The sequence below is a fragment of the Rhodoferax sp. genome (genome assembly GCF_044236835.1).
Classification (GTDB): Bacteria; Pseudomonadota; Gammaproteobacteria; order Burkholderiales; family Burkholderiaceae_C; genus Allorhodoferax.
The window spans coordinates 26317-40696 of the sequence record NZ_JBIIGC010000003.1 but is presented as its reverse complement, the minus strand read 5'-3'; the positions used below and the strand labels follow the sequence as shown (position 1 = coordinate 40696).

At 64.0% G+C, this 14380-nt stretch carries 12 protein-coding genes and 1 riboswitch; of the genes, 10 read left to right on the top strand and 2 right to left on the bottom strand.

What is annotated here, in order from left to right; all coding sequences use genetic code 11:
• Positions 1-3 precede the first annotated feature (3 nt).
• The 10 genes from murD to ACILRC_RS03130 all read left to right on the top strand — a co-directional run bounded on the left by murD (position 4) and on the right by ACILRC_RS03130 (position 10966).
• A complete protein-coding gene (gene murD / locus ACILRC_RS03175; RefSeq protein ID WP_395667898.1) occupies positions 4-1515 on the top strand; it encodes a UDP-N-acetylmuramoyl-L-alanine--D-glutamate ligase in 1512 nt (503 codons plus the stop codon).
• The gene (gene ftsW, locus ACILRC_RS03170; RefSeq protein ID WP_395667897.1) at positions 1512-2768 is read left to right on the top strand and encodes a putative lipid II flippase FtsW; all 1257 of its coding nucleotides are present in this window, start codon (positions 1512-1514) and stop codon (positions 2766-2768) included. The genes murD and ftsW overlap by 4 nt, the downstream gene beginning before the upstream one ends.
• A complete protein-coding gene (gene murG, locus ACILRC_RS03165; RefSeq protein WP_395667896.1) occupies positions 2765-3847 on the top strand; it encodes an undecaprenyldiphospho-muramoylpentapeptide beta-N-acetylglucosaminyltransferase in 1083 nt (360 codons plus the stop codon). The genes ftsW and murG overlap by 4 nt, the downstream gene beginning before the upstream one ends.
• Positions 3844-5274 (top strand): UDP-N-acetylmuramate--L-alanine ligase, encoded by a 1431-nt coding sequence (murC, locus tag ACILRC_RS03160; RefSeq protein ID WP_395667895.1) that lies wholly within the window; start codon positions 3844-3846, stop codon positions 5272-5274. Before murG ends, murC begins: the two co-directional genes overlap by 4 nt.
• Positions 5271-6251: a D-alanine--D-alanine ligase gene (locus tag ACILRC_RS03155; protein ID WP_395667894.1), complete on the top strand. Its 981-nt coding sequence runs from the start codon at positions 5271-5273 to the stop codon at positions 6249-6251. The genes murC and ACILRC_RS03155 overlap by 4 nt, the downstream gene beginning before the upstream one ends.
• Positions 6248-7033 (top strand): cell division protein FtsQ/DivIB, encoded by a 786-nt coding sequence (locus ACILRC_RS03150; protein WP_395667893.1) that lies wholly within the window; start codon positions 6248-6250, stop codon positions 7031-7033. The genes ACILRC_RS03155 and ACILRC_RS03150 overlap by 4 nt, the downstream gene beginning before the upstream one ends.
• A gap of 23 nt (positions 7034-7056) precedes the next feature.
• Positions 7057-8286: a cell division protein FtsA gene (gene ftsA, locus ACILRC_RS03145; RefSeq protein WP_395667892.1), complete on the top strand. Its 1230-nt coding sequence runs from the start codon at positions 7057-7059 to the stop codon at positions 8284-8286.
• Between the two features lie 127 nt (positions 8287-8413).
• The gene (gene ftsZ, locus ACILRC_RS03140; RefSeq protein ID WP_395667891.1) at positions 8414-9640 is read left to right on the top strand and encodes a cell division protein FtsZ; all 1227 of its coding nucleotides are present in this window, start codon (positions 8414-8416) and stop codon (positions 9638-9640) included.
• Positions 9641-9855: 215 nt separating this feature from the next.
• Positions 9856-10779 carry a UDP-3-O-acyl-N-acetylglucosamine deacetylase gene (gene lpxC, locus ACILRC_RS03135; protein ID WP_395667890.1) on the top strand — a complete coding sequence of 308 codons (924 nt, stop codon included), beginning with the start codon at positions 9856-9858 and terminating at the stop codon, positions 10777-10779.
• A 10-nt stretch (positions 10780-10789) separates the two neighbouring features.
• On the top strand, positions 10790-10966 hold the full coding sequence (locus ACILRC_RS03130) for a hypothetical protein (protein ID WP_395667889.1): 177 nt from the start codon (positions 10790-10792) through the stop codon (positions 10964-10966).
• 87 nt (positions 10967-11053) lie between these two features.
• Here the strand turns inward: ACILRC_RS03130 and ACILRC_RS03125 are convergent, their stop codons facing one another.
• Together ACILRC_RS03125 and ruvC are read right to left on the bottom strand one after the other, a co-directional pair.
• Positions 11054-13411 carry a S8 family peptidase gene (locus ACILRC_RS03125; RefSeq protein ID WP_395667888.1) on the bottom strand — a complete coding sequence of 786 codons (2358 nt, stop codon included), beginning with the start codon at positions 13409-13411 and terminating at the stop codon, positions 11054-11056.
• A 76-nt stretch (positions 13412-13487) separates the two neighbouring features.
• Positions 13488-13579, bottom strand: a riboswitch (cyclic di-GMP riboswitch).
• Between the two features lie 141 nt (positions 13580-13720).
• Entirely contained in the window at positions 13721-14287 is a 567-nt protein-coding gene (gene ruvC, locus ACILRC_RS03120) for a crossover junction endodeoxyribonuclease RuvC (protein WP_395667887.1), read from the bottom strand.
• Positions 14288-14380 lie beyond the last annotated feature (93 nt).

The following is a 14380-nucleotide window of genomic DNA, read 5'->3' as shown; positions in this document are numbered from 1 at the left end:
TCCATGAACGAACTGCGCGATCAGGTGGTGCTGGTACTGGGCTTGGGGGCCTCGGGCCTGTCCATGGCACGCTGGTGCGCACGCCAAGGCGCGCAGGTGACGGTGGTGGACAACCGCCCCGAACCGCCACAGCGCCAGCAGTTGCAAGACACGGTGCCTCAGGCGCGCTGGTTGCACGCCCCATTCGGTGCCGATCTGGTGCAAGGCGCACCGGTGCGCGCAGTGTTTGTCAGCCCCGGCTTGGCCCCGGCGGAAACTGCTGCGGTGCTGGACGCCGCCCGCGCCGTTGGCCTGTGGGTGGGTGGCGAGTTGGCCCTGTTCACCCAGGCGCTGGCCGACCTGAAAACCAGTGCAGGCTATGCGCCCAAGGTGCTGGCAGTGACCGGCACCAATGGCAAAACCACCGTGACTGCATTGACCGGCCACCTGGTGGGCTGGGCGGGCAAGTCGGTGGCGGTGGCGGGCAACATTGGCCCGGCCTTGCTGGACACGCTGGGCCAGGCGCTGGATGCTGCCGCCCTGCCCGAGGTGTGGGTGCTGGAGCTGTCGAGCTTCCAGCTGGACAGCCCCTGCGGCTTCGAGCCTACAGCAGCCACCGTGCTCAACCTGACGCAAGACCACCTGGATTGGCACGGCAGCATGCAGGCCTACGCGCAGGCCAAGGCCAATATCTTTGGCCACGGTGTGATGGTGCTCAACCGCGACGATCCGCAGGTGATGGCGATGCGGGCACAAGCCGAACCAGTGTTGGGTGCGCGACCCGCGCGGGCCAAGGCGCAGCGGCCCTTGGTGCCCGACATGGTGACCTTTGGCACCCAGTTGCCCCAGCGCGCGGGCGACTTTGGGCTCGAAGACAGTGGCGGCATGGTCTGGCTGGTGCGGGCCGCAGCCGATGCCGCCGACGGCGTGCACATCCAGCGCCTGATGCCGGCCGATGCACTGCGCATCCGGGGCCGCCACAACGCCAGCAACGCGCTAGCCGCGCTGGCGCTGGCCGCTGCAGCGGGCTGCCCCTTGGGACCCATCTTGTACGGCCTGCGCGAGTACCGTGGTGAGCCGCACCGGGTGCAGTCCATTGGCATCTTGCACGGTGTCGAATTTTTTGATGACAGCAAGGGCACCAATGTCGGCGCCACTGTGGCCGCCTTGCAGGGCCTGGGGGCCGAGCGCAAGCTGGTGGTCATTTTGGGTGGGGTGGGCAAAGGCCAGGACTTTGCGCCGCTGGCCGCGCCGGTGTCCCGATTTGCCCGCGCAGTGGTCCTCTTGGGTCGCGATGCACCCTTGATTGCCGCTGCGTTGGCCGATGGTGGCGTCGCCCTGCACCATGCCGACGCGATGCACGATGCAGTCGCTCTGGCCCTGCGCGCTGCGCACGCGGGTGACGCGGTGCTGCTGTCACCGGCTTGCGCCAGTTTTGACATGTTTAGCAGCTACACCCACCGTGCCGAAGTGTTTGTGGCGGCAGTTCAGGCGCTCGCCTTGGACGCGGGAGTGACCTTGGAGCAGATGCCGTGAGCGCCTCCGCCAACTTCACTTTCGCCTGGCTGCGCGCCAAGCTGGCACCCGCTGCCACTGCCTTGCCTGTGCGCTTGGCGGGGCGGGGCTCTTTCTCTGCCACCGCCACCGCCACACAAGTGCGCCGCTTTGATCAGCCGCTGGTGTGGGTCACCGTAGCGCTCTTGCTATGGGGCTTGGTGATGGTGTATTCGGCATCGATTGCCATGCCCGACAACCCCCGCTTTGCACGCTACGCACACACCCATTTCCTGGTGCGCCACATGTTGTCGATGGGCGTGGGCTTTGTGGCTGCGCTGTTGGCATTTCAGATCCCAGTGCAGACCTGGGAGCGCATCGCACCTTGGTTGTTTGTGTTCTCGCTGGTGCTGCTGATCCTGGTGCTGATGCCCTTCATCGGCAAGGGCGTCAACGGCGCGAGGCGCTGGATTGCGCTGGGTGTGCTGAACTTCCAGCCCTCCGAGCTGACCAAGCTTGCGGTGCTCCTGTACGCCGCCGACTACATGGTGCGCAAGATGGAAGTCAAGGAGCACTTCTTTCGCGCCGTACTGCCCATGGCCGGTGCGGTGGCCATCGTCGGTTTGCTGTTGCTGGCAGAGCCCGACATGGGCGCCTTCTTGGTGATTGCTGTGATTGCCATGGGCATCTTGTTTTTGGGTGGTGTGAACGCCCGCATGTTCTTTTTGATCGCTGCGATTTTGGTGGTGGCCTTCGCGCTGATGATTGCGCTCTCAGACTGGCGGCGCGAGCGGATTTTTGCCTACCTTGACCCCTGGGATGAACGCTACGCCACGGGCAAGGGCTACCAACTCTCGCACTCGCTGATCGCCATTGGGCGGGGCGAAATTTTCGGTGTGGGGCTGGGTGGCAGTGTGGAAAAGCTGCACTGGTTGCCCGAGGCCCACACCGACTTTTTGCTGGCGGTGATTGGCGAGGAGTTTGGGCTGGTGGGCCTGCTCACGGTGATTGGCCTGTTCCTGTGGTTAACCCGCCGCATCATGCACATTGGCCGCCAGGCGGTGGCACTGGACCGGGTGTTTGCCGGGCTGGTGGCTCAAGGCGTGGGCATCTGGATGGGGTTTCAGGCCTTCATCAACATGGGCGTGAATCTGGGCGCTTTGCCGACCAAAGGCTTGACCTTGCCGCTCATGAGCTACGGCGGCTCGGCGATTCTGATCAACCTCATCGCCATTGCCATCGTCCTGCGCATCGACTTTGAGAACCGCCAACTCATGCACGGAGGACGGGTATGAACACCGCGCAGGCTCCATCCACGCGCTGCGCACTCATCATGGCGGGCGGCACCGGCGGCCACATCTTTCCGGGCTTGGCGGTGGCACAGGCGCTGCGCGACAAGGGCTGGCGGGTGCACTGGCTGGGCGCCCCTGGCAGCATGGAAAGCCGCCTGGTGCCTGCGCGCGGCTTCACGCTGGAGACCATCGATTTTGGTGGCGTGCGCGGCAAGGGCGTGCCAACCTTGGTATTGCTGCCGCTGCGCCTGTTGCGCGCCTTTTGGCAAAGCATCGGCGTGGTGCGACGCGTCAAGCCCGATGTGCTGGTGGGCCTGGGTGGTTACATCACGTTTCCGGGCGCCATGATGGGCGTACTGCTGGGCAAACCGCTGGTGTTGCACGAGCAAAACTCGGTAGCCGGCATGGCCAACAAAGTGCTGGTGCACTTGGCTGACCGCGTATTCACTGCCTTCCCTGGTGTGTTTGCGCAAGGCGCTTGTGTGGGTAACCCTTTGCGACCCGAGTTCTTGCAGCAAGCACCCGTAGAACAGCGATTTGCACAGCGCAGTGGCCCCCTGCGCTTGTTGGTGGTGGGCGGCAGCTTGGGTGCGCGCGCGCTCAACACCGTGGTGCCCCAAGCGCTGGCGCGTATCCCTGAGGCAGTGCGACCTGCAGTAACCCACCAAAGCGGCGAAAAGCAGATTGAAGCACTGCGTGCCAACTACGCCGCCGCCGGTGTGCAGGCCACGCTCACACCCTTCATCGACAACCCGGCCGAGGCCTTTGCGCAGGCCGACCTCATCGTGTGCCGCGCCGGTGCCAGCACGGTGACTGAGATTGCCGCGGTCGGTGCGGCGGCGGTGTTTGTGCCCTTCCCCTCTGCGGTGGACGACCACCAGACACGCAACGCCCAATTCTTGGTGGAACAAGGCGCAGGCTGGCTGATGGCGCAAGCTGCGTTCACCCCCGAAACCTTGGCGGCCTTCCTGCAAGCCACCCCGCGCGACGCACTACTGCAGCGCGCGCTGGCCGCCAAAAAATTGCAGCAACTGCAGGCGACCGAATCGGTGGTTGCAGCCTGTGAGGAACTGGCCGCATGAAACACGCCATCCAACGTATTCACTTCGTGGGTATCGGCGGCTCGGGCATGTCGGGCATTGCCGAGGTGCTCAACAACCTGGGCTACACCATTTCTGGCTCCGATCTGTCCGACAGCACCACCCTCAGGCGCCTGGCGTCCCTGGGCATCACCACCTATGTGGGCCATGCCGCCGAGCAGGTTCGCGGTGCCGACGCGGTGGTCACGTCCACTGCGGTGCAGCCCAGCAACCCCGAGGTGTTGTGCGCCCGCGAAATGCGCATTCCCATCGTGCCCCGCGCGCTGATGCTGGCCGAGCTGATGCGCCTCAAGCAAGGTATCGCCATTGCCGGAACCCACGGAAAAACCACCACCACCAGCTTGGTCGCCAGCGTGCTGGCGCAGGCTGGGTTGGACCCCACGTTTGTGATTGGCGGGCGGCTCAACAGCGCGGGTGCGAATGCGCGGTTGGGGCAGGGTGACTACATCGTGGTGGAGGCCGACGAGTCCGATGCGTCCTTCCTCAACCTGCTGCCGGTGATGGCGGTGGTGACCAACATCGACGCCGACCACATGGAAACCTACGGCCACGACTTTGGCCGACTGCAAAAAGCCTTCGTCGATTTTCTGCACCGCATGCCGTTTTACGGCACCGCCATCTTGTGTACCGACGATGCTGCGGTGCGCGCCATCGTTGACGAAGTGACCTGCCCGATCACCAGCTACGGCTTCAACGAGGCGGCGCAGGTGCGTGCCATCAACGTGCGCGCTGTCGGAGCGCAGATGCAATTCACGGTACAGCGGCGCAATGGCGTGGTGCTGCCGGACATGGAGGTGGTGCTCAACCTGCCCGGCCTGCACAACGTGCTCAATGCCTTGTCGGCCATCGCGGTGGCAGTCGAGCTTGGGATTGAAGACGCGGCAGTGCAAAAGGCGCTGGCCGAGTTTCGTGGTGTGGGCCGGCGCTTTCAGCGCTACGGCGACCTGGCTTTGCCTGCCAAAGACGGCCAACCTGCGGGCACGGTCACGGTGGTGGACGACTACGGCCACCACCCTGTCGAGATGGCCGCCACGCTGTCGGCAGCGCGCGGTGCGTTCCCTGGGCGCCGCTTGGTGCTGGCGTTCCAACCACACCGGTACAGCCGCACACGCGACTGCTTTGACGATTTTGTGAAAGTGATAGGCACGGCCGACTCGGTCTTGCTAGGCGAGGTGTATGCCGCAGGCGAGGCGCCCATCGTGGCGGCCGATGGCCGGGCGCTGGCGCGCGCCTTGCGCATCGCAGGCAAGGTGGAGCCGATTTTTGTGGACGACATCGCTGCCATGCCGCAGGCCGCCATTGATAACGCACAAGATGGTGACGTGCTGCTGTGCATGGGCGCGGGGTCGATTGGCGCGGTGCCCGGCAAATTGGTGGACATGTTGGCCACGAACGGGGGGCGGGCATGAGCATGCAACAAGGCACGAAGGTGGTGCAGAACATGGGACGCAAGTTCGGCAAGGTGGCGGTGTTGATGGGTGGCGCGTCGGCAGAGCGCGAGGTCTCGCTGATGTCAGGCCACGGCGTGCTGGAGGCCCTGCGCGCCGCTGGGGTGGACGCACACGCGTTTGACCCCGCGCAGCAGGACTTGGGTGCACTCAAGCGCGAGGGCTTTGCCCGCTGCTTTATTGCGCTGCACGGCCGCCTGGGCGAGGACGGCACGGTGCAAGGTGCGTTGGAATTGCTGGGCATTCCCTACACCGGCTCGGGTGTGATGGCGTCAGCGATCTCGATGGACAAGGTCATGACCAAACGGATCTGGCGCTTCGAAGGTCTGCCCACCCCGGCCTGGCAGCAGGTGCACAGCGCCGCCCAAACCCGCGCCGCCTTGGTCGCATTGGGCGCGCCCATGATCGTCAAGCCCGCCCGAGAAGGCTCCTCGATCGGCTTTACCAAAGTGACCCACGCCGACCAATGCGACGCCGCCTACGCGCTGGCCGCGCAGCACGATGCGATGGTGCTGTGCGAACAGTTCATTGCCGGCGACGAGGTGACCTGCCCGGTGCTGGGGCCGACCGATGCGCCGAGTGCGCTGCCCGTCATCCGCATCGTCGCGCCCGAGGGCAATTACGACTACCAAAACAAATACTTCACCGACACCACCCAGTACCTGGTGCCCGCAGGACTGCCAGCCGGCGAGGAGGAAGCGATTGCCGCGCTGGCCTGCAAGGCCTATGCAGTGCTGGGATGCCGTGGCTGGGCGCGTGCGGATGTGATGATCGATGCGCGCACCCGCGCGCCCTACCTGTTGGAAATCAACACCTCACCGGGAATGACCAGCCACTCTCTGGTACCGATGTCGGCCAAGGCCCGAGGTACCAGCTACCAGGCGCTGTGCCTGCAACTGCTGCAATCCACCGCGCTCGATGGCGCCAGCGCACCATGAACGCCACGCCACCCATGCCGCTCGATGTCCGGCTGATGCAGCTCAGCACCGCTTTGCTGCTGGCGGTGTTTGCGCTGCTGTCTGCAACGGCGGCGGGGCGTTGGGTGGCGCGCTGGAGTGTGTTCGAAATCGAGAAGATCACCGTCACCGGCGACACCCACTACAACAACAGCCTGACCTTGCGCGCCAACGTCGCGCCGCGCATTTCCGGCACGTTTACCACCGTCGACCTGGGCCAGGTGCGAAACGCATTCGAGTCGGCGCCGTGGGTGCGCCGGGCGGTGGTGCACCGCGATTTTCCCAACCGCTTGCGGGTGGTGCTGCAAGAGCACCAGGCCGCAGCCCTGTGGGGCGGCGAGGGTGAGCAGCGTTTGATCAACAGCTTTGGCGAGGTGTTCGAGGCCAACGTGGACGAGGTGGACCAAGACAGCCTGCCCACCTTGAGTGGCCCAGACGGCCAGGCCGCCGAAGTGTTGGCCATGTACAACGTGCTGGCGCCGCAGTTTGCAGAGTTGCAAATTCAGCTCGAGGCACTGAAGTTGTCTGGCGGCGGTAGTTGGACCGCGCGACTGGCCAGCGACGCGGTGATCGAACTGGGGCGTGGCAGCACCGACGAGGTGCTGGCGCGGGTGCATCGTTTCCTCAAGACCTTGACCCAAGTCGTTACCCGCTACGGCCGCGGTCCTCAAGCGTTGGAGTCGGCGGATTTGCGGCATGAGAACGGGTACGCAATTCGGCTGCGTGGGGTGACCACGCAGCGCGCCGACGAGGTCAAGAATTAAACAAAGAATGAGCAGGTGAACGTATGGCAAAAGAATACAAAGACCTAGTGATCGGCCTGGACATTGGCACCGCCAAAGTCATGGTGGTGGTGGCCGAGGTCCTGCCCGGCGGTGAACTCAAGCTCGCGGGCCTGGGGGTCGCGCCCACCAACGGCCTCAAACGTGGCGTGGTGGTCAACATCGACGCCACGGTGCAAAGCATCCAGCAAGCGCTCAAAGAAGCCGAACTCATGGCCGATTGCAAGATCGGCCGTGTGTACACCGGTATCACCGGCAGCCACATTCGCGGCATCAACTCCAGCGGCATGGTGGCAGTCAAAGACCGCGAGGTAACCGCTGCAGACGTGGCCCGCGTGGTGGAGACGGCCCGCGCCATCAATATCTCCACTGACCAGCGCTTGCTCTTGGTCGAGCCCCAGGAGTTCATCATCGACGGACAGGATGTGCGCGAGCCCATCGGCATGAGCGGCATCCGCTTGGAGGCCAAGGTGCACATCGTCACCGGTGCGCAAACTGCGGCCGAAAACATCATCAAGTGCGTGCGCCGCTGCGGCCTGGAGGTTGAGCAGCTCATGCTCAACCCGCTGGCCAGCAGCTTGTCGGTGCTGACCGCCGACGAGCGCGACCTGGGCGTGGCGTTGGTGGACATCGGCGCTGGCACGACCGACGTGGCCATCTTTACGGGCGGTGCCATCCGGCACACGGCAGTGATCCCGATAGCCGGTGATTTGATCACCAGCGATATCGCCATGGCGCTGCGCACGCCTACCAAGGACGCCGAAGACATCAAGGTGGAGTACGGCCATGCCAAGCAGCTGCTGGTGGACCCAGAGACCCAGGTTGAGGTACCCGGGCTGGGCGACCGCGGGCCGCGCATGCTCAGCCGCCAGGCGCTCGCCGGTGTGATCGAGCCGCGCATCGAGGAAATTTTTTCACTGGTCAACCAGGTCATGCGCGACTCCGGCTACGAGGAGGTGCTCTCCAGCGGCATCGTGCTCACTGGCGGCAGCTGTGTGATGCCGGGCATGGTGGAGTTGGGCGAAGACATCTTCCTCAAACCTGTGCGCCGGGGCGTTCCCAAGTACAACAGCGCGCTGGCCGACATGGTCGCGCAGCCGCGTGCAGCCACCGTCATGGGCCTGCTCGAAGAGGCCCGCGTAGCCCGCATGCGCGGCTACAAGGTGGCGCAAAAGGCCGGCTCCATGAAGAACGCCTTGGGCGGCATCAAGGACTGGTTCGTGGGGAACTTTTAGCCATGCAAAGCAAGATTTGGCTCGCACGCGGAAGTCCGCCTGGGCGCTGGCGAGGCACCGACCCGCCCACCCGCCACCGACTCAGCCTCAGCAAACCCACCCATTTATCGCAAGTTAGGAGAACCACATGGCCATCGAGATGATTGAAGTAGAAGAATTTCACCAAGGTACGCAGATCAAGGTCATCGGCGTTGGCGGCGGCGGCGGCAACGCGGTCGAGCACATGATCCAGTCTGCCGTGGGCGGCGTGGAGTTCATCTGCGCCAACACCGATGCACAGGCGTTATCGCGCAGCTCGGCGCACAAGACCATCCAGCTCGGTGGCTCGGGTCTAGGCGCGGGCAGCAAGCCCGACAAGGGTCGCGAGGCTGCCGAGCTGGCCGAGGCCGACATCCGCGAGGCGATTGCCGGCGCGCACATGTTGTTCATCACCGCCGGCATGGGCGGTGGCACCGGCACCGGCGCAGCACCGGTCATCGCGCGGGTGGCCAAAGACATGGGCATCTTGACGGTGGGCGTGGTGACCAAGCCCTTCGATTTCGAAGGTGGACGCCGCATGAGCAATGCCGACGCCGGCCTGCAAGATTTGGAGTCCAACGTGGACTCGCTGATCGTGGTGCTCAACGAGAAGCTGCTCGAAGTGTTGGGCGACGATGTCAGCCAAGACGAGGCCTTTGCACATGCCAACGATGTACTGAAAAACGCGGTCGGCGGTATTGCGGAAATCATCAACGTGCCCGGCCATGTGAACGTCGACTTTGAAGACGTGCGCACCGTCATGGGCGAGCCCGGCAAGGCCATGATGGGCACCGCGCTTGCCAGCGGCCCGGACCGCGCCCGCATCGCCGCAGAGCAGGCGGTGGCCTGCCCGCTGCTCGAAGGCATTGACCTGTCGGGCGCCAAGGGTGTGCTGGTGCTGATCAGCGCTGCCAAGGGCTCTTTGAAGTTGTCCGAGTCCAAGCTGGCCATGAACACCATCCGGGCCTATGCTTCGGCCGACGCCCATGTGATTTACGGCACCGCTTACGACGACGCTTTGGGCGACAACATCCGCGTCACCGTGGTGGCCACCGGTTTGAGCCGCCAGGGCGCACGCCGCACTGCGCCACCGCTGCAGGTGCTGCGCACTGGCACCGACAATGTGCCCTTTCAGGTGCCCACGATGAACTCGGCTGTGGCCTCGGGTGCGGGCGCATTGGCAACCGGTGTTGCGCAACCAGACTACAACACCATGGCCACCCCCAGCGTTTGGCGCACCAACCGAACGCAAGCGGCGGCACGGGTGGACGCACTCTCCAGCGGCGGCATGGACGACTACGAAATCCCCGCTTTCTTGCGAAAGCAAGCGGATTGAGGCAAGCCCCCACGCTCCCCGCCGCGCGTGGTTCGCTGCCCCCCGAGGGGGCTAACCCACCTTGGGGCGGCCCGGCGGTGGGTTGGATCCCCCCACGCTCCCCGCTGCGCGTGGTTCGCTGCCCCCCGAGGGGGGCTAACCCACCTTGGGGCGGCCCGGCGGTGGGTTGGATCGCCCCCACGCTCCACCGCTGCGCTGCTCGGTAAACTTGGCGCATGTTGCAGCAACGAACGCTTAAATCTTTGACCCGTGCTGTCGGCGTGGGCCTGCACAGTGGTCAGCGGGTGGAGTTGACTTTGCGCCCAGCGGCGCCCGACACCGGCATTGTGTTTCGGCGAATCGATTTACCCGAGCCGGTGGACATTGTGGTGTCGGCCGAGGCGGTGACCGACACGCGGCTGGCCTCGACCCTGTCCAAGGGAGGCGCGAAGGTGCTGACGGTGGAACACCTGATGTCGGCGTGCGCAGGTCTGGGCGTGGACAACCTGATGGTGGACATCACCGCCGAGGAGATTCCCATACTCGATGGCTCGGCAGCTTCGTTTGTGTTCTTGCTGCAAAGCGCAGGCATCGTGACCCAGAACGCGCCGCGCCGATTTATCCGCATCCTGCGACCGGTTGAAGTCCGCGAGGGCACGGGCGCCAACGAAAAATGGGCCCGGCTGGAGCCCTTTCATGGCTACAAGTTGCGATTCGAAATCGAGTTCCACCACCCAGCGGTGGACTCCACCGGCCAGTGCGTGGAATTTGATTTGAGCACCGGCTCCTACTCCCGTGATATCGCCAGAGCGCGTACCTTTGGTTTTACCAAGGATGTGGAGATGATGCGCGCCAACGGCCTGGCGCTGGGCGGCGGCTTGGACAACGCCATCGTGATGGACGACTACAAAGTGCTCAATGCCGATGGCCTGCGCTACGACGACGAGTTCGTAAAGCACAAAATTCTCGATGCGATGGGCGATCTGTACCTGGTGGGCAAGCCCTTGCTGGGTAGCTACAGCGCGTTCCGTTCGGGTCACGCGCTCAACAACACCTTGCTGCGGGCGCTGCTGGCGCAAAAGGACGCATGGGAGGTGGTCACCTTCGAAGACCATTTGCTAGCCCCCCGTGGTTTTGCACAAACGGCTGCGGCCTGGTAGGGAGGTCACCGTGCTGGTGTTTCGCTGGATACTTTTGTTGCTGCTGATCGCCTCCGGCGTATCGTTTGCAGCCTACGCCCTCACCAATCTGCCGCACTTCAAGCGCTTTGGGGTGTTGTGCTTGAAGTGGGCTGTGCTCACTGGCCTGGGCTTTTTTGGCATTCTGATCCTCGAGCGCCTGGCCTAGGCGCGCGGCAGGCAGCACTGCCACCGCAAGGGTCCCCCAGCGGCTGCCACGGCAACGCGCAAAGGCCGTAGGGGCCAACACCATTCCTCAAAAGCGCTTCTGGTAGCGCAGCCCGATACCCAATTGCGTTGCGGCTTGTGCATCGTGGCCCGGTTGGAATTTGAGCTGCGCCATCGCACTGAGCGTGCCAGACGACAGCGCGCGGGCGTAGGCAAGTTCCAGGTTGCGCTCTATGCCGCTGGGGCTCAGCGCCAATGTTTGGGTTGTGTAACTCAGAGCGCCGTCCTCCTGGCTTTGCCCCGTTGCCGTGGTGACCTGCATGCTGCCCGACTGGGTGCGCAGTGGCATCGATAAGCTCAGACCCAGGCTGTCGCCGTGCTGCAGCACGTTGGCACGCGCCAGTCCCAAGCTCCAGGCCATGGACTGCGACGCAGTTGCACCGTCAATCAAGGACGCCGCTGTGTTCTGGTAGCTCCCTGTCGTGCCGACAGAGAGCATCGCTGAAAGGGTGGTGGAGGCCCCCATGGCGCGGGAGCCTGCCAACGTCAGAAAGCTGGTGCGGGTGTTGCCAGCGATGCCCAGCGCGCCGCTGCCTTGCATGCCCAGCACGGCGTCGGTCTCTTGCAGTAGCCCCACTGTGGTCACGGTGGTGATTGCGCCATATGTCTTTTGCAGTTCCATCGTGGTCACAGACGCGCTGCCCTGTGTTGCGCTGGTGCCCAACATCGCAGTGTCCAACCCAGTCGACTGGACCAGGCTGCCCATGCGCAGCACTGCGCCGTTGGGCAGTGCCATGGCGTAACCCATGTGGCTGGCGTTGGAGGCCAACGCAAAGTAGGGTGCATTGAAGCGACTGGTCTCACCGCTGAGATTCAGCGGTGCGGTGCCGGTGGACTGCAAGCCAAAGAAGTCGGCATGGCTGGCACCGGTGCCCATGCCGTAGGTTTTGCCATTGGCGCCGTCAAAGCTAAGGCTAACCTTGCCCAGCGTAAGCACTTCGGCAGCGCCCGAAGTCAAGTCGGCGGCCTTGCCAAGCCCCAGCGCGGTCTGGTAACCAGTCACCGGGGTGGCTTGTACGCTGAAGCGGGCTGCACCCAAAGTTACGGAAGGGGCGGCGCTGACCGGCATGGCGTTGGTGGTTGTGACCGAGCTAGTCACCCCGGCGCCCACATTGACCACAAAACCTCGGTTGAACTTGTCTACCGCCATCGATGTGAGCGCGGGCAGGCCCACCACCTTGCCTGATTTTGCGCTGGCCAGGCTCGCGCTGGCAAAGCTGATCGGCCTGCCGGCTTTACTAGTCAGATTGAGGCCACCAATGGGCTGCAGCGACGCGCCCACGTTGATCAAGCCCCAGCCATACACCGCATCGGCGGCCGCACGCGTTTTGCACACCGCAGCACTGACGTTGTCGCTGCACAGACGGGTGCTGGACTGGAAGATGATCTGTGCCAAGTCCGGTGCGGCCAGAAAGTTCCAGTTGCTTTTGATCAGCGCCGCTTGGCCGGCCACCATGGGTGTGGCCATGGAGGTGCCCGACATGCTGGCGTAGCTGTTGGGTGCACCGGGCGCCGTATAGCTGGAAGCCACATTCACGCCCGGTGCAAACACCGTCCAATTGGCCAGTGTGGCGTCGTAGTTGCTGAAGCTGGCGCGCTGGTTGTTGGCGTCCAACGCGCCCACAGCGATGATTTGACCTTTGGCCCAGGCTTCCCGCGCGAACTTGGCGGGCCAGCTGCCTGAGGCTTTGCCTTCGTTGCCCAGAGCTGCTGTCACCAGCGTGCCCTTGTTCACCGCGTTCTGCAGATTGCCTTGCATGGATGGTGAGCTGCTGCCAAGACTGAGCGAGACGATAGGCGCCTTTTGTACATTGACCACCCAGTCGATGCCGCGCCCGATGGTCACCGTGCTGGACCCGCCGGTGGTAAACACCTTGGCTACTGCAAGTTGGGCATTCGGTGCCACGCCTTCGAGCATTCCGCCATTGGCCAGGTTACCTGCAAGAATGCCCGCCACATGGGTGCCGTGCCCCATTTGGTCGCTCACCTGCGTGCCACCATTGAACGCGTTGTAGCTGGCCTGAATGCGGCCTCGTAGCGCCGGGTGCGTCACTTGAACACCACTATCGACCACGCCAATCAGCACCCCAGTACCGTTGCCGGCCCCAAGCTGGTTGGCATAGGGCTTGTTGATTTGGTTCAACCACGGCTGGTACATGCGTGCGCGCAACTCCGCGCTGGTGGGCGCAGCCTTGACCAGCGTGGCACTGCTGGATATTGGCGTCCTGATGATGGAGGTGATTGGGGTTGCGATGCCTGTGGCAACTGCGGTCCGTGCCCCGTCGAATTGGCTGGGGACCGTGGTGGGGTCGTCGCTGGTTTGCGCGAAGCCAGGAGCCACGAATGCTGCAAGCAGCGCAGCAACAAGGGGGGTCGGCTGGAACATGGTGGGTGCCTTTGTCGTTAAGTTGAACCAAACGAAAAGGACCCACCTGCAGCGTCGAAGCACATACCTTGCTTCGTCCGGCAACCCCGCTAGCATGGCCCTGAAAGTCAGTGCCGAAGCCCGGTGGCTTTGCGTCCCCGACTTTCGTCAGGTTTGCCCTTTTCTCCCTGTGTCCGCTATGGCGCTGTGCGCCCGCTGTGCTGACGGCGGCGGAATTGTTCCCGCGAAAACAATGTAAGCGAATCCGATAGCTCGCTCAAGCTACCGGCACCCATAAGATTGTTCAAAAACCGGATTTTTTTGCGAATGCTACCGGCTGCGCCCAGCGCGGTACGATGCCTTGGCACCGGTCCTGACCGTGCCTGTACCGCCCAGTCCGTCTGCCGCCGCCAACCGAGCCATGGCTTTGCCCGCGTGGGCGTGGGTGATGGCCAGCCCGAGTGCGTCGGCTGCATCGCTGCTGGGCAGCCCGTTGAGGCCCAGCAGGCGACGCACCATTTCTTGGATCTGGCTTTTTTGTGCGCGGCCATGGCCCGCCACCGCCTGCTTGAGTTGCAGCGCGGTGTACTCGGCCACTGGCAGGTTGTGGGTCACCAGCGCCGTAATCAGCGCTCCGCGCGCCTGCCCCAGCAGCAGCGTGGATTGCGGGTTGACATTGACAAACACGATCTCGATGGAAGCGCAGTCGGGCCGGTAGCGCGCCACCACTTCGCCGATGCCGTCGAACAGTACCTTGAGCCGCTCTGGTAGCGCACGGGTGTCCAAATGCTGGGTGCTGATGGTGCCGCTGGCTACGTAGCGCAGCGTGCCGCCGTCGGAGTCGACCACGCCAAAGCCGGTGGTGCGCAATCCCGGGTCGATGCCGACTATGCGCATAGCCGTCGGCCTGTGCTCGTTGGCCGCGCGCAAGTGTGTTGGTCAGAACAAAGACGCATTGGAGCCAGGTTGGGCTTGCCTAAATTGACCTTT

What these genes read in the sequence shown, in the direction of transcription:
- murD (WP_395667898.1), top strand. Translation starts at nt 4, where the DNA reads ATGAACGAACTGCGCGATCAGGTGGTGCTGGTACTGGGCTTGGGGGCC.
- murG (WP_395667896.1), top strand. Translation starts at nt 2,765, where the DNA reads ATGAACACCGCGCAGGCTCCATCCACGCGCTGCGCACTCATCATGGCG.
- murC (WP_395667895.1), top strand. Translation starts at nt 3,844, where the DNA reads ATGAAACACGCCATCCAACGTATTCACTTCGTGGGTATCGGCGGCTCG.
- ACILRC_RS03155 (WP_395667894.1), top strand. Translation starts at nt 5,271, where the DNA reads ATGAGCATGCAACAAGGCACGAAGGTGGTGCAGAACATGGGACGCAAG.
- ACILRC_RS03150 (WP_395667893.1), top strand. Translation starts at nt 6,248, where the DNA reads ATGAACGCCACGCCACCCATGCCGCTCGATGTCCGGCTGATGCAGCTC.
- ftsA (WP_395667892.1), top strand. Translation starts at nt 7,057, where the DNA reads ATGGCAAAAGAATACAAAGACCTAGTGATCGGCCTGGACATTGGCACC.
- ftsZ (WP_395667891.1), top strand. Translation starts at nt 8,414, where the DNA reads ATGGCCATCGAGATGATTGAAGTAGAAGAATTTCACCAAGGTACGCAG.
- lpxC (WP_395667890.1), top strand. Translation starts at nt 9,856, where the DNA reads ATGTTGCAGCAACGAACGCTTAAATCTTTGACCCGTGCTGTCGGCGTG.
- ACILRC_RS03125 (WP_395667888.1), bottom strand. Translation starts at nt 13,411, where the DNA reads ATGTTCCAGCCGACCCCCCTTGTTGCTGCGCTGCTTGCAGCATTCGTG.
- ruvC (WP_395667887.1), bottom strand. Translation starts at nt 14,287, where the DNA reads ATGCGCATAGTCGGCATCGACCCGGGATTGCGCACCACCGGCTTTGGC.